The sequence below is a fragment of the Akkermansia massiliensis genome (genome assembly GCF_023516715.1).
Taxonomy (GTDB): domain Bacteria; phylum Verrucomicrobiota; class Verrucomicrobiia; order Verrucomicrobiales; family Akkermansiaceae; genus Akkermansia; species Akkermansia massiliensis.
The window spans coordinates 898,153-911,881 of sequence record NZ_JAMGSI010000001.1 but is presented as its reverse complement, the minus strand read 5'-3'; the positions used below and the strand labels follow the sequence as shown (position 1 = coordinate 911,881).

Sequence of the window (13,729 nt, the reverse complement as noted above, 5' to 3'; positions counted from 1 at the left end):
TGTTAGATGATATCATCTCTACATATCTTTTTCTATAAAGCAACTTCCTAGAAATCACCATCAATGTTTCATATTAAATAATAAAAATCATTTTATTTTTTAACAAATTTTTAAAATGGCATAATAATATCTTAATAATTTATTAAAAATAAAAAATATAATTATAAATATAAATTTATAATAAATTTCCCTTATACAAAAGACATCCATAAAAATCATTCAAATTATGATTGACAATCGACTAAGAAAACTGTAAGGAAAATCTAGTCGGGGCAGAAAAATAACTAATAAAAATAGGATCATAGTTTTTCCTATAAAAATAAAAATAATATAAAAATAGATTTTATAATGATAAAAAACAAATTAGTTACCCCGTTTGTAAAGTGGGTTGGCGGCAAGAGGCAACTTATAAATTCTATAATAGAATTCATACCGAAAAATATAAAAAATCATACTTATGTAGAACCATTTATTGGAGGAGGAGCTGTATTTTTTCATCTCCAACCTAAAAAAGCAATTATTAATGACTTCAACTCTGAATTAATAAATGTCTATAATGTAATTAAAAATAATTTAAATGAACTTATTATAGATTTAAAAACTCATAAAAACGAATCCAAATATTTTTATGAAATACGAAGTCTAGATCGATCATCTGATTTTAAAAAAATAGGAGAGGTACGGCGAGCTTCCAGGCTGATATATTTAAATAAGACTTGTTATAATGGATTATATCGTGTAAACAATTCTGGAGAATTTAATTCTCCATTTGGCAAATATAAAAATCCAAATATCGTCAACGAACCAGTTTTAAGAGCAGTTTCTCTATATCTAAATTCCAACAATATAAAAATTTATAATAGAGATTATAATGATATTTTGAAAAATTTGGAAAAGAACTCATTTGTATATCTGGATCCTCCCTATCATCCTATTTCAGATAGTTCTAATTTCACTGGTTACGTTCAGGGTGGATGGAATATTCTTGATCAAATAAAATTGCGTGAGGCTTGTGACGACTTGACAAAAAGAGGCATAAAATTTTTATTATCTAATTCCTCGTCTAATTTCATTAAAGAACAGTATAAGGAATATCACATTAGCACTGTCAGGGCGATCCGTTCAATTAACGCGAATGCGGAAAAACGGGGAGAAGTAGATGAAGTTTTAATACGCAATTATGAATAGATATAAAAACGATATAGCGTGGGAACAAATTTTTGAAAAACACCGTATCTTAGATGCAATAAAATCGAAAGGACGGGTAACAATATCCTCCACAGATATTAATGAGTTCAGAGAAGCACGCTTGATGACAAAATTTGATCATCGTTCCCAGCTCCCCCATTTATTCTCTGAAAATAACTTATCAATTCTACCTACATCCAGAGGCACTTATGAAATCAGTACTTTTGAAACTTTTTGTACTTTTAAAAAAGAAGAAATAGATATAACATTCATTGATTTTCCTACTTTTCTAGAAAGTATGGATTATAAAGATATAACAAGCGAAGCAACTTCAATTAATTGTATTTTTGTTTCAAAAATATTGCATGACTTTACAGGTGAAGACAATTTGTTTCCGACAATAAGCGGACGAATGAGTTCCTCTTTATTTGATTTCAAAATTAATTCTTCCGAAGACCAAAAACAATTTGAAGTAAAAGTAAATAATTCTCAAATAGAAATAGATGGAGGTTATGAAGGAAATGATTCATTAATATTGATAGAAGCCAAAAATTATATTTCTGATGACTTTTTAATCCGTCAGCTATATTATCCTTACCGTTTATGGAAAGAGAAGGTGAATAAACAAATACGTCCGATATTTTTAACATATTCAAATGGTATTTTTCATATTCGTGAATATGAATTTACAGATGCTAAATTTTATAACTCTATTCGTTTGATTAAGCATAAAAAATATGCAATTCAAGAAGGATCTATTAATATTGAAGCTATACAAAATATTTTAGAAAACACAAAAACTGTATCAGAACCATCGATTCCCTTTCCTCAAGCTGACAGCTTTGAACGCATAATCAATCTGTGTGAATTATTAAAACAAAAATTATTCCTTAGCAAGGAAGAAATTACGCAGAATTATGATTTTGATGCCCGACAAACAGAATATTATTTTAATGCTGCAAAATATTTAGGTTTGGTCGATAAAAAATATGATAATAATAATATAAAATATGTTCTCACTGAAACAGGCTTGGGCATGTTTAATAAATCTATTACAGACAGACAACTTGAATTTGTAAAGCTCATATTATCGCATAAAATTTTTAAAGAATCATTAAAATTATATTTAAAAAAAGGGAATACTCCATCAAAAAACGAAATTGTCGAAATCATGAAAAAATCTAATTTATATAATATTAGTTCAAATGAAACTTACAAACGCAGAGCATCCACTATTATTTCATGGTCAAATTGGATACTTGGTTTAATTGAAGAATAATTTAGATACTATTAATTTTATGACTTGTAAAAAAGAACATCGTTACGATCTTCAATTTAACAATTTACCAGACGATCAAGGAGGAGCTGGGAGGCACCGTTGCGCTGGATGTGCTTATGACAGAGGCTACAAAGATGGATTACGCCGTAAAGAAAAATTAAATATAGATTTGAATTCGTTACCTGAAAGCCAAGCAGGTGCAGTAAGGCATAAAAGTCCTCATGCTGCCTATGCACTTGGTTATCAAAAAGGAGTGGAGGATTCTTACCATTAATTTTATTTCTCCTGTTTGATTGCAGTACTTAATAATAAGTGTTTTTAATAATTTCTCTTCATCTCACCTAAATGCGAATGTTTGTATAAGAATATGAAAAATCTCTTCTTTTTTACTTTAGCGGTTTGTATTTTCACAGCTGTACCCCTTTCCGCCCAGTCCAAAACGGGGGCTCCTACCCAGTCTACGGATGATTACAACCAGAGCCAGTTCTGGATCGGCAATTTTCCGGAGGGGCAGTATGTGGTGCATCTCAGCCGGATTGTAGCTGTGGCGCAGCACAAGTATATTCTGGACAACGCGTGCATGGTGTATGAAGTGACGTTGGTCACCATGGGGAATACGCCCACCAAGTTTTATTATCTGGAGACGCTGGGGCAGAATTCCGGCATCAATGCCATCAAGAATGTGACCGACCGGGCGAAGGAACTCGGTTCCGGCGCCGTCAACCGGGCGACGGGAGGAAGCATTGATCCGGATACCACCGTCGCCAAGGCTTACCCGAATACAAATACCGTCGAGTTCCGCGTAGCCACTCTGGAACAGCTCAACAAGATGTACGCCTCCCTGCTCAAGGCGTGGCAGGACGGGAAAGGAAGGACCTTCAAGCCTTGAAGGTAGTGATGAGAGTTTAGAGAGTAGTGATTAGATTTTAAATTCGCGGACTGCAAGTCCGGATTTTTTACACTAAACTCTCATCTCTAAACTCTCATCACTGTTAAATGTATTTCCTCTCCATCATGTGGGCCTTCAAGGGGTCCGCGGAGAAGAGGTGCGTGAGGCCGATCGCCAGGGCGTCCGCGGCATCGGATTCCGGCGTTTCCCGGAGTTCCAGCAGGGCGCGCACCATGAAGGCGACCTGCGCTTTTTGAGCGGCCCCCCGCCCTACAACGGAGAGTTTCACGCTTTTGGGAGAGTATTCCATGATCCGCAGTCCGGCTTCCGCCGCGGCAATGACCACGGCCGCCTTGGCCGCGCCCATCGTGATGGCCGTCTGATGGGACTGGACGTAGATGATGCGTTCCACCGCCATTTCATCCGGTTCCCATTTGTCAATGAGGTTGCCCAGGTGCTGCTTGATGGCAAGCAGGCAGCCGGACTGGGACACACTCCGGGGAATGGAGAGCGTTCCGTAGTCCAGCGCGCACGCCCGGCGATGGTCGCCCTCCACCACGGCATAGCCCGTGTTGCGGATGGCCGGGTCTATGGCAAGGATGCGCATGGGATGATATTCATTCCCGCAGAGAGAACCTTGTCAGCTCCCCCTTAGCGTCTGCGGCGCTTGGGTCCGGCGGGTTTGGACTTGCGGACGGATTTAACGGGCTTGTCTTCCAGCAGGGCGGTGTACGTGTAGTCAAAGCCGTCCAGCTTTTTGCGTTCAATGGGCTTTCCGATGAAGTTTTCCACAGCCGTGGCAAAGTCCACTTCATCCGCCGTCATGATCGTGAAGGCGTCTCCGGAGGCTTCGGCACGGCCGGTACGGCCGATGCGGTGCACGTAGTCTTCCGCATTTTCCGGCACCCGGTAGTTGATGACGTGGGTCACGCCGCTGATGTCAATGCCGCGCGCCGCCACGTCCGTAGCCACCAGAATATCATATTTGCCGCTTTTGAAGCCCTTGAGCGCTTCCATGCGTTCCTTCTGGGGAATGTCGGAGTGCATGACGGCCACTTCCCCGCGGTAGCCATGCTGCTTGAGCATGCCGCACACGGCGTCCGCCTCCTTGCGGGTACGGGTGAAGATCATGACGGAATGGAAGTCCGTCCCCTTGAGCAAGGCCAGCAGCAGTTCGTCCCGCTGGTCCAGCGCCACCGGGTAAAAGGCATGGCTGATGGTGGCGGCCACTTCGCGCCGGGCGATGGTGACTTCCGCCGGGTCCGTCAGGCACCATTTGGCAAATCCGGCGATGACCGGGGGCATGGTGGCGGAGAAGAAGAGGGTCTGCCTGCCTTCCCACGGGCAGAGGTTGACGATTTTACGGACGATGGGGAGAAAGCCCATGTCCAGCATGCGGTCCACCTCATCCAGCACCAGGGCCTTGACTTCTCCGAAGCGCATGGTGCCGCGGTAGAAGTGGTCCACCAGGCGGCCGGGCGTTGCCACCACGATGTCCGCTCCGTTTTTCAGGTCTTCCGTCTGCTTCCCGTAGCCCACGCCGCCGTACAGCAGGGCCACTTTCAGCCCGGTGAATTCGCCGTATTCGGCAAAGGCTTCCGCCACCTGGTCCGCCAGTTCGCGGGTGGGTTCCAGCACCAGTATCTGGGGCTTGCCGATGGGCTGAAGCTTTGTCAGCAGGGGGAGGGCAAAAGCGGCGGTTTTTCCCGTTCCCGTCTGGGAGGCCCCAATGAGGTCCCGGCCCTCCAGAATGATGGGAATGGCCTGCTCCTGAATGGGGGTGGGATGTTCATAACCGCATTTTTCCACCGCCTTCAAGACGGGTTCCGATAAACCTAATTCTGAAAATAACATTGATCTTGTATGCTTGCTAAAGAGTGGAGCACGTCCCCGCGCAGCGGCGCGGGAAGCGTGGTCAGGAGATGAACGGATTGGTCAGCAGTTCATTCTTCACGGTGGTGTACGGTCCGTGTCCCGGGAAAATCATGGTCGTGGCGGGCTGGTTGAGCACTTTCTTTTCTATGCCCTGTTTCAGCAGGCGCAGGTTCCCTCCCGGAAGGTCCGTCCGTCCGATGGAACCGGCAAAGATAACGTCTCCCGTGAACATGATTCCCTCGTCCGGCAGGTCGTAAACGATGCTGTCCGGAGAGTGTCCCGGCACCTGGTGCAGATGCCACAGCAGGCCGCCCCAGTTTGCCGTGTGGATGTCCGGCGTGAGTATTTCATCCACCACAAACGGCTGTACGTTGAGGGGAAGCCCCCAGGCGTCGCGCGCCATTTTTTCCAGCGTCAAGTCTTCAGTGTAAGGCTGTCCGGCGTGAATGCGGCAGCCGAAGATCTGGCGCATGCGGCAGGCGTCCTCCACGTGGTCAAAGTGCTGGTGCGTGATGAGAAGGTCCGTGATGATGATATCGGGCTTTTTGGAGTATATCCAGTCCGCGAAGCCGGACGGAGCGTCCACCGCCACGTAAGAGTTATCCTTCGTCTTGAAGAGATAACCATTACAGGAAGCTACTCCACCCGTATAAACGCGAATCCGATCCATGAGCAGGGATTGTAGTGAGATCGTCCGGAATATCCAGTATAAAGACGGTTTCCTTCAATTGCTTTCTGTCATCTTCCCGCGGGGGTGGCCGTCACACCAAGCTCCAGGGAATGACGCTTCCGGCCTCCATCGGCACCACTTTCTGTCCATGCCCCTCGTAGGCGTCCGGCACCAGCATTTTCCGCCGCTGCAGGCGCACCGTCCTGGCAGGAGGCTTCAGTCCGTACAGGGAACAGGCATGGCCGGAAACGAAGCCCTGCAACCGGTCCAGGGCGCCGTGTCCGTCAAACAGGGCCGCCAGGCGCGGCAGGGCGATGGGAGCGGTGAACACGCCGGCGGCGCAGCCGCACGCTTCCTTGGCGTGGACGGGATGGGGGGCGGAGTCACTGCCGAACATGAGGCGCGGATGTCCGGATAAGGCAGCTTTCAACAGCGCTTCCCGGTCTTCCGGCCTTTTGGCGATCGGCTTGCAGAAGAGGTGGGGGCGCAGCATGCCCCCGGCCACGTCGTCCAGCGTGATAAGAAGGTGCTGGAGGGTTACGGTAGCCGCGAGGTTTTCAAATTCATCCAGCAGCCGCACGGCGGAGGCCGTGGTGATGTGTTCCATGCAGATGGTCAGCCGGGGGAAGCGGGTGGCCAGATCACGGTAAACGTCCAGGAATTCGGCTTCCCGGTCCATCACGAATCCGTGGCTTTCACCGTGAACCAGCAGCGGAATGCCCATTTCCTGCATGAGGGACATGGTGCCCTCCGCATCCTTCATGGCCCTTACGCCTCCTTCGCTGTTCGTGGTTGCTCCCGCCGGGTACAGCTTGATGCCGAATACCAGTTCCTTGAGCGTAGCCAGTTCCTTTTCGGAATAGGAGCGGAAGAACGCCGTCATGTACGGCTGGAAGACGTCTCCCCCGCAAGCGTCCAGCACCCGCTGCCGGTAGGCCTGCACCGCATCCGCATCCGCCACAGGGGGCACCAGGTTGGGCATGATGACCGCCCCGGCAAAGGAGGCGGAGCTCAGGGGTGCGACCAGTTTCAGCATGTCGCCGTCCCTCAGGTGAAGATGCATGTCCAGCGGGGAGTGCAGTTCCAGAATCATGCGGGTATCATGGGGGAAGATTGTGGCGAAATCAAGCATGGTCCCCTGCTCCGCGGAAAGGAGGGGTTTGGCGGAGAGAAGGAGAAGGGGGAATAAGAGCCTCCGCTCCCGGTTGGATGCCTTTCATTCAAACCGTGGGGATTTATGCAAAGGCTCCACTCCCTGCCGGGATGCGTCTTGGGAAAAAACAGGCAAACGAACAGGTGCCGGAGAACCGGACAATCCCAGGGCACAAAAAAGCCGCCCGGAGGCGGCCGTTTCTTCTTTGAAACAAGGTGGCGAAGCGGACGGGGCTCGAACCCGCGACCTCCAGCGTGACAGGCTGGCGCTCTAACCGAACTGAGCTACCGCTCCATGACCTTGAATGTTGTTCCTGCCTTGCGGCGAGGACGTGGAGGCTTATACACGCCTTTATACCCCAGTGACAAGAAAAAAAGACTTTTTTTGAAACTTCCGCAACCTCCGGCGGTTTGTATGGTGAAGGAGCCGTGATTTTTCATTTTTCCGATTTATTTCGACACGGCAACAAATTCTCAACTTTATTTGTTTTAGTTTGACAACAATTAACCGGTTTTGACATAACAGCCCCATGCTTCAACCTGCCGTGGATATCACTACCTCCGTTCACAAGTTCGAGACCATTCTTTACCAGTTTAAAAGAGATAACTTGAATGAAGTGGACCAGAGCCACTATCAGAAGATCATGGGGCTCTCCGTCCGGCAGATGAATGCCCTGGGCGCCCTGAACCGGTTGATGACCAACCGCCATGAAGGCATTCCCCTGAAGACGCTCGCCCACCATCTCCGCATGAGCATTCCCTCCACGTCCCTGCTGGTGGACAGCATGGTGAAGAAGGGCCTGTTTGACCGCAAGGAGAACCCGCGCGACAGGCGTTCCCTGTGCATCCGCCTTTCCGAGGAAGGGGAGTCCAGGTTCCAGCTGCTTTACAACGGCATGAAGCAACGGCTGGACACCCTGTTCAGCACCCTGGCGGAGGAGGACAAGGAGAATTTCTGCCGCATTGTGGATACCCTTTACAACCACGTTTACAGTAAATAATACCATATGAAAAAACATACGCACCAACGGAAGGTTCCCCTCCGCCTGCTGGCCGGATCCGGCCTGCTTTTCTCTCTGCTTGTTCCGGGTTATTCCCAGGGAGCGCCGGGAGGGGCCGCCAAGCCCAGTACCGTACTCGTCGAGAAAGCGACCGCCATCGACAGCGCGGTGAACAAGAAATACATCGGCCAGGTGGAAGCCATTGACCGGGTAACCGTACAGCCCCGCGTTTCCGGCAACATCGTGGCCACCCGCTTCCGGGAAGGCAAGGTGGTGAAGAAGGGAGACCTCCTTTTCGAGATAGAAGACACGCGCTACAAGGCGGCCGTGGAGGAAGCGGTGGCCAAGAAGGCCCAGCTTGAAGCCAAGCTGCTTTACGCCAAGAACAGCTTTGAACGCTATAACAGGCTGCTGGCCTCCAAGTCCGTCTCCATGGATACGGTGGAAAACGCCAAGAGCACCATGCACGCCCTGGAAGCGGAGATCCAGTCCGCAGACGCCGCCATCACGGTAGCGAAGGATGACCTCAATTACACCAAACTGACGGCCCCCATCACGGGACGCACGGGACGCGTCACTTTTTCCACGGGCAATTACATCACGCCCACCTCCGGTTCCCTGGTGACCATCACGGGCATTGACGAGGTGTACGTGAAGTTCCCCATCAGCGAACGCGATTTTCTTTCCCTGTTCGGCACCCAGGAGAAGATGAAGAAGGACGCCCTCGTGTCCGTCAACCTCGCCAACGGCAAGGCGTATGACCAGCCGGGCAAGATTTTCATGACGGACAATACCGTCCAGCCGACTACGGACACCCTGAACGTCTGGGCCAGGTTCCCCAATCCGGAAGACGTACTGACGCCCGGCGGCGTGGTCACGGTGAATCTTTCCAAGAAGAACGTGGACCGCTTCCCGGCGGCCAATATTTCCTCCGTGATGCACGACGCCTACAAGAGCTACGTTTACGTGGTGAACGACCAGGGCGTGGTGGAGCGCCGCGACGTCACGCTGGGCAACACGGTCAATAATGAACAGTGCTTCAGCTCCGGCGTGAAGGAAGGGGAAGTCATCATCATCGACGGCATGCACAAAGTGCGCCCCGGCGCCAAGGTGAATCCCGTGTATTCCGCTCAAAACTGATCCTCCCATGATTGCGGACCTGTTTATCAAACGCCCCAAATTCGCCATCGTCATCGCCATCCTGATGATTCTGGCGGGCGGCATCTGCCTGAAGCAGCTGCCCATTGCGGAGTATCCGGAAATCGCGCCCACCAGCATCAACGTGCAGGCCACTTACACGGGCGCGAGCGCCCAGGTGGTGATGGAGACGCTGGCCTCCCCCATTGAGGAGGAACTCAACGGGCTGGAAAACCTGCTTTATTTCTCCTCCAAGTCGGACAACACCGGCGGTTATTCTCTTTCCCTGACGTTCAAGAGCGGCACGGACTCGGACATCAACATGGTGAACGTCCAGAACGCCTTGAAGCGCGTGGAGTACAAGCTGCCCAAGGAAGTGACGGACCAGGGCATCAAGATACGGAAGCGCTCCTCGGACATCCTGGGGTTCTTCGCCTTCCGGTCCACCAGCATGAGTTCCCTGGAGCTGAACAACTTCGTCAAGTCCAGGGTGAAGGATGAGATCGCCCGCGTGCCGGGCATCTCCGCCGTCAACCTGATGCCGGAAAAGAATTACAGCATGCGCATCTGGCTGGACGCCCTGCGCATGTCCGCCCTGAACATCACGCCGGATGACGTTTCCAACGCCATCAAGGCGCAGAACGTGCAGGCCGCCGCCGGTTCCATCGGCTCGGAAGGGGAAAACAATTTCATCCAGTACAAGGTGAACGTCACCGGGCGGCTTCAAACGGTGGAGGAGTTCAGCAAGATTATCGTCCGCACCGGACAGGACGGCCACGTCACCCGGCTGGACGACATCGCCCGCATTGAGCTGGGCGCGGAGACCTACACGGGCAGCAGCCGCAACAACGGGGAGGATTCCGTGAACATGGCCGTGTACCGCCTGGATGACGCCAATGCCCTGGAAGCCATGAACGGCGTGAAGGATACGTTGGTCAAATTGCAGGAACGCTTTCCGGACGGCGTAAGCTATGTCGTCAGTTACGACCCCACGCAATATATTTCCGCCACCATGGCGGAAATCGTGGAAACGCTGATTATCGCCCTGATTCTGGTGGTGGGCATCACGTACGTGTTCCTTCAGGACTGGCGCGCCACCCTCATTCCGGCGCTCGCCATTCCCGTTTCCCTGATTGGCACCTTCGCCATCCTGCTGCCGCTGGGCTTTTCCATCAACGTGCTGACCATGTTCGGCCTGATTCTGGTGATCGGCTCCCTGGTGGACGACGGCATCATCGTGGTGGAGAATACCATGCGCATTCTGGAAACGGAAGACCTGACCCCGGAAGAAGCCACCAAGAAGAGCATGCACCAGATTACGGGGGCCATCATCGCCACCACGCTGGTGACGGTGGCCATTTACGTGCCCATCGCCTTTTTCGGCGGCATGGTGGGGAACATTTACATGCAGTTCTCCGTGACCATGTGCGTGGCCCTCTGCCTTTCCGCCATCAATTCCTTGACGCTCAGCCCCGCCCTGTGCGTGCTGCTGCTGAAGAAGAAGAAAAGGAAGCAGAGCAGGTTCAGCCCCTTCCGCCCCTTCAACGCCACGCTGGAATGGGCGCGCAAGAGCTATATCAAGTGCGCCGGCATCATGGTGCGCCGCGCCTGGCTCACGCTGATTCTGCTGGCCGCCGTGCTGCTCGGCAACTGGAAGCTGTTTGAAACCGTTCCCAAGTCCTTCCTTCCCCCGGAAGACAAGGGCACCGTCTTCTGCGACATCCAGCTGGCTCCGGGCGCTACGCTGGGCCGTACGGAACAGGCCATGCGCAGCGCGGAGCAGAAGCTCATGAGCATTCCCGGCGTGCGCCAGGTTTCCTCCACCTCCGGGTTCAGCTTCATGGGCGGCAACGGGGAAAACCTGGGCATGTGCATCGCCCAGCTTGACTCCTGGGACAAGCGCAAGACTCCGGAGCTTTCCCTGGATTCCATCATGCAGAAGGCTTCCATCCTGTGCGACGAGATTCCGGCGGCCAAGGCCACCGTGTTCAGCCCACCCGCCATCATGGGCCTGGGCCTGACGGGCGGCGTCTCCTTCATGCTCCAGGCCAGTGGCGAGGAAACTCCCAAGGACCTGGAACGCGTGACGAACGAACTGCTGGACAAGATCAACAAGCTGCCGGGGGCCATGTACGCCCGCAGCGCGTATGAGGCGAACACGCCCCAGCTTTTCCTGAACATCGACCGTGAAAAGGCGCAGAGCATGCACGTGCCCGTAAACCGCATTTTCACGACGCTCCAGAGCAAGCTGGCCTCCATGTACATCAATGATTTCAACCTGATCGGCTACACGTTCAAGGTGAAGATGCAGTCCGCGGCGGAAGACCGCACCAGCATCAACGACATCATGAACACCTACATCCAGAACGACCAGGGCCAGATGGTGCCGCTCAGCTCCGTAGCCACTCTGTCCTACATGGTCGGACCGCGGCAGATATCCCGCTTCAACCAGCTCATGTCCGCGGAAGTGACCGCCCAGGCCAAGCCAGGCGTCAGTAGCGGAGAGCTGATGAACCAGATTGAGGCCCTGCCGCTGCCGGAAAATTATTCCATCACCTGGACGGACATGAGCTACCAGGAACGGCAGAATGACGGCAAGATCGTGCTGCTGATGGGCATGGCCCTGCTCTTCGGCTACCTGTTCCTGGTGGCGCAGTATGAGAGCTGGACGGTCCCCATTTCCGTCATCGTCTCCGTCTCCGTGGCCCTGCTGGGCGCCCTGCTGGGCCTGATCATCTGCAACACTCCCCTGAGCATTTACGCCCAGCTCGGGCTGGTGATGCTGGTGGGCCTGGCCGGGAAGAACGCCATCCTGATGGTGGAGTTCTCCAAGATGGAGCGGGAACGCGGCGTGCCTATCCAGGAGGCGGCTCTGGAAGGAGCCCGGCAGCGTTTCCGCGCCGTGATGATGACGGCCATTTCCTTCATCATCGGGGTGTTCCCCATGGTGATCGCCTCCGGCGCGGGCGCGGCAAGCCGCAAGGCCATCGGCATCTCCACCTTCTACGGCATGATTCTTGCCACCGTGGTGGGCATCCTGTTCATTCCGGCGCTGTACGCCATGTTCCAGCGCTACCGTGAATGGGTGAAGGCCCTGTTCACCGGAAAGGCGCAATAACGGGAGAAAAAATCCCTATTTGGAAGACGGGGCGGCTTTGCCGCTCCGTCTTTTTTGCGCTTCATCCCATATCCGGGGAGAATGCGGAAAAGAAGCCGTCCCTTCCCCTACTCGTACAAGTACAGGTCAAAGCCTTCAAACCGTTCCTTCAGGGAGGCATGGCCAAGCTTGTCCTCAAACGGAGGGAGGAACGTATCCGCCGGATATTCCCCCTTCACTTTGGAGACCCACATGCGGGACATGAACGGCATCATCAGGGAAAAGATTTCCGCCCCGCCGATGACCATGACCTCCGGGTCCATCAGTTCCAGACGTTCCAGTTCCTCCACGGAATGGATCACCTGCACCCCTTCCGCCGTCCAGGCGGGGTCACGGGTGAGCACAATGTTCTGCCTGTTGGGGAGCGGCTTCCCGATGCTCTCATAAGTCTTGCGGCCCATCAGCACGGGATGTCCCGTCGTGATGCGCTTGAAAGTCTTGAGGTCGTCCGGCAGGCGCCAGGGCAAGGCTCCCCGGTAGCCGATGCCGCGGCCGGAGGCCATGGCGACTACTCCTGTATAAGTAACGGGCTGTGACATGATGGATCAAGGGGTGGAATTCTAAACGGAAACGGGCGCCTTGATGTGCGGCAGGGGATCGTACCCCACGAGTTCAAAGTCTTCATACCGGAACCCGTCAATGGTTTTCACCTCCGGGTTGAGCTTCATGACCGGCAGAGGGCGCGGCGTGCGGGAGAGCTGTTCCCTCGCCTGGTCCAGATGGTTCCGGTACAGGTGCAGGTCTCCGAAGGTATGGATGAATTCCCGCGCCTCATACCCGCATACCTGCGCCACCATGAGCAAAAGCAAAGCGTAGGAGGCTATGTTGAAGGGAACTCCCAGGAACAGGTCCGCGCTGCGCTGGTAAAGCTGGAGGGAAAGCCCGTGCTTCCCTTCCCCCGGCTGGGCGGGAATCACGCAGAACTGGAACAGGGAATGACACGGAGGGAGCGCCATGTCATCCACCAGGGCCACGTTCCATGCGCTGACGATGTGCCGGCGGGACCACGGATTGTTCTTAAGGCCGTCAATCAGCCTGGCAATCTGGTCAATGGGCTTGCCGTCGTTCCCCGGCCAGCAGCGCCACTGCGCGCCGTACACGGGGCCAAGCTCCCCGTTTTCATCAGCCCATTCATCCCAGATGGTAACGCCGTTGTCTTTCAGGAACTTGACATTAGTCTCCCCTTTCAGGAACCAGAGCAGTTCGTAAATAATGGAGCGCAGATGGAGCTTCTTGGTGGTCAGGCACGGAAAACCGTCGCGCAGGTCATACCTGCTCTGCCGCCCGAACACGCCGATGGTGCCCGTTCCGGTACGGTCTTCCCTCCCCACCCCGTTGGTCAGGACATCCTCCAAAAGTGCCAAATACTGTTTCATTCCCT

13 protein-coding genes and 1 tRNA gene are annotated in these 13,729 nt (G+C 52.6%); 7 read left to right on the top strand and 7 right to left on the bottom strand.

Annotation, left to right across the window (positions count from 1 at the left end):
* Nucleotides 1–348: 348 nt before the first annotated feature.
* The 4 genes from M8N44_RS03900 to M8N44_RS03885 all read left to right on the top strand — a co-directional run bounded on the left by M8N44_RS03900 (nt 349) and on the right by M8N44_RS03885 (nt 3,356).
* Nucleotides 349–1,188: a DNA adenine methylase gene (locus tag M8N44_RS03900; RefSeq protein ID WP_102722333.1), complete on the top strand. Its 840-nt coding sequence runs from the start codon at nt 349–351 to the stop codon at nt 1,186–1,188.
* Nucleotides 1,181–2,467 (top strand): type II restriction enzyme, encoded by a 1,287-nt coding sequence (locus M8N44_RS03895; RefSeq protein WP_102722334.1) that lies wholly within the window; start codon nt 1,181–1,183, stop codon nt 2,465–2,467. The genes M8N44_RS03900 and M8N44_RS03895 overlap by 8 nt, the downstream gene beginning before the upstream one ends.
* 19 nt (nt 2,468–2,486) lie before the next feature.
* Entirely contained in the window at nt 2,487–2,741 is a 255-nt protein-coding gene (locus M8N44_RS03890) for a hypothetical protein (RefSeq protein WP_102722335.1), read from the top strand.
* A 93-nt stretch (nt 2,742–2,834) separates the two neighbouring features.
* Complete coding sequence (locus M8N44_RS03885) at nt 2,835–3,356, top strand: hypothetical protein (protein WP_102728774.1); 522 nt, start codon at nt 2,835–2,837, stop codon at nt 3,354–3,356.
* Nucleotides 3,357–3,459: 103 nt separating this feature from the next.
* Here M8N44_RS03885 and ruvC read toward each other — a convergent pair whose 3' ends face one another.
* From ruvC to M8N44_RS03860, 5 genes are all read right to left on the bottom strand, one after another.
* Nucleotides 3,460–3,963 (bottom strand): crossover junction endodeoxyribonuclease RuvC, encoded by a 504-nt coding sequence (gene ruvC / locus M8N44_RS03880; RefSeq protein ID WP_102722337.1) that lies wholly within the window; start codon nt 3,961–3,963, stop codon nt 3,460–3,462.
* Nucleotides 3,964–4,007: 44 nt separating this feature from the next.
* Nucleotides 4,008–5,210, bottom strand: a complete 1,203-nt coding sequence (locus tag M8N44_RS03875) for a DEAD/DEAH box helicase (RefSeq protein WP_102728773.1) — start codon at nt 5,208–5,210, stop codon at nt 4,008–4,010.
* 61 nt (nt 5,211–5,271) lie between these two features.
* The gene (locus tag M8N44_RS03870) at nt 5,272–5,901 is read right to left on the bottom strand and encodes an MBL fold metallo-hydrolase (protein ID WP_022397968.1); all 630 of its coding nucleotides are present in this window, start codon (nt 5,899–5,901) and stop codon (nt 5,272–5,274) included.
* Nucleotides 5,902–5,992: 91 nt separating this feature from the next.
* On the bottom strand, nt 5,993–6,994 hold the full coding sequence (gene pyrC, locus M8N44_RS03865; RefSeq protein ID WP_102728843.1) for a dihydroorotase: 1,002 nt from the start codon (nt 6,992–6,994) through the stop codon (nt 5,993–5,995).
* Nucleotides 6,995–7,270: 276 nt separating this feature from the next.
* A tRNA-Asp gene (locus tag M8N44_RS03860) sits at nt 7,271–7,348 on the bottom strand.
* 235 nt (nt 7,349–7,583) lie between these two features.
* On the opposite strand from M8N44_RS03860, the gene M8N44_RS03855 reads away from it, so the two are divergent.
* Genes M8N44_RS03855 through M8N44_RS03845 form a run of 3 tightly spaced genes read left to right on the top strand, consistent with a single transcriptional unit; the run spans nt 7,584 to nt 12,309 of the window.
* Nucleotides 7,584–8,054: a MarR family winged helix-turn-helix transcriptional regulator gene (locus tag M8N44_RS03855; protein WP_022397970.1), complete on the top strand. Its 471-nt coding sequence runs from the start codon at nt 7,584–7,586 to the stop codon at nt 8,052–8,054.
* 6 nt (nt 8,055–8,060) lie between these two features.
* Nucleotides 8,061–9,194: an efflux RND transporter periplasmic adaptor subunit gene (locus M8N44_RS03850; RefSeq protein ID WP_022397971.1), complete on the top strand. Its 1,134-nt coding sequence runs from the start codon at nt 8,061–8,063 to the stop codon at nt 9,192–9,194.
* Between the two features lie 7 nt (nt 9,195–9,201).
* Entirely contained in the window at nt 9,202–12,309 is a 3,108-nt protein-coding gene (locus M8N44_RS03845) for an efflux RND transporter permease subunit (RefSeq protein WP_102722339.1), read from the top strand.
* A 107-nt stretch (nt 12,310–12,416) separates the two neighbouring features.
* On the opposite strand, the gene M8N44_RS03840 is transcribed toward M8N44_RS03845, so the two are convergent.
* Together M8N44_RS03840 and M8N44_RS03835 are read right to left on the bottom strand one after the other, a co-directional pair.
* The gene (locus M8N44_RS03840) at nt 12,417–12,887 is read right to left on the bottom strand and encodes a dihydrofolate reductase (RefSeq protein ID WP_102722340.1); all 471 of its coding nucleotides are present in this window, start codon (nt 12,885–12,887) and stop codon (nt 12,417–12,419) included.
* Between the two features lie 21 nt (nt 12,888–12,908).
* A complete protein-coding gene (locus M8N44_RS03835; protein WP_102722341.1) occupies nt 12,909–13,724 on the bottom strand; it encodes a thymidylate synthase in 816 nt (271 codons plus the stop codon).
* Nucleotides 13,725–13,729: the final 5 nt, after the last annotated feature.

Coding starts and splice junctions, on each gene's coding strand:
- M8N44_RS03895 (WP_102722334.1), top strand. CDS start 1,181: ATGAATAGATATAAAAACGATATAGCGTGGGAACAAATTTTTGAAAAA.
- M8N44_RS03885 (WP_102728774.1), top strand. CDS start 2,835: ATGAAAAATCTCTTCTTTTTTACTTTAGCGGTTTGTATTTTCACAGCT.
- pyrC (WP_102728843.1), bottom strand. CDS start 6,994: ATGATTCTGGAACTGCACTCCCCGCTGGACATGCATCTTCACCTGAGG.
- M8N44_RS03870 (WP_022397968.1), bottom strand. CDS start 5,901: ATGGATCGGATTCGCGTTTATACGGGTGGAGTAGCTTCCTGTAATGGT.
- M8N44_RS03900 (WP_102722333.1), top strand. CDS start 349: ATGATAAAAAACAAATTAGTTACCCCGTTTGTAAAGTGGGTTGGCGGC.
- M8N44_RS03840 (WP_102722340.1), bottom strand. CDS start 12,887: ATGTCACAGCCCGTTACTTATACAGGAGTAGTCGCCATGGCCTCCGGC.
- M8N44_RS03890 (WP_102722335.1), top strand. CDS start 2,487: ATGACTTGTAAAAAAGAACATCGTTACGATCTTCAATTTAACAATTTA.
- M8N44_RS03855 (WP_022397970.1), top strand. CDS start 7,584: ATGCTTCAACCTGCCGTGGATATCACTACCTCCGTTCACAAGTTCGAG.
- M8N44_RS03875 (WP_102728773.1), bottom strand. CDS start 5,210: ATGTTATTTTCAGAATTAGGTTTATCGGAACCCGTCTTGAAGGCGGTG.
- ruvC (WP_102722337.1), bottom strand. CDS start 3,963: ATGCGCATCCTTGCCATAGACCCGGCCATCCGCAACACGGGCTATGCC.
- M8N44_RS03850 (WP_022397971.1), top strand. CDS start 8,061: ATGAAAAAACATACGCACCAACGGAAGGTTCCCCTCCGCCTGCTGGCC.
- M8N44_RS03835 (WP_102722341.1), bottom strand. CDS start 13,724: ATGAAACAGTATTTGGCACTTTTGGAGGATGTCCTGACCAACGGGGTG.
- M8N44_RS03845 (WP_102722339.1), top strand. CDS start 9,202: ATGATTGCGGACCTGTTTATCAAACGCCCCAAATTCGCCATCGTCATC.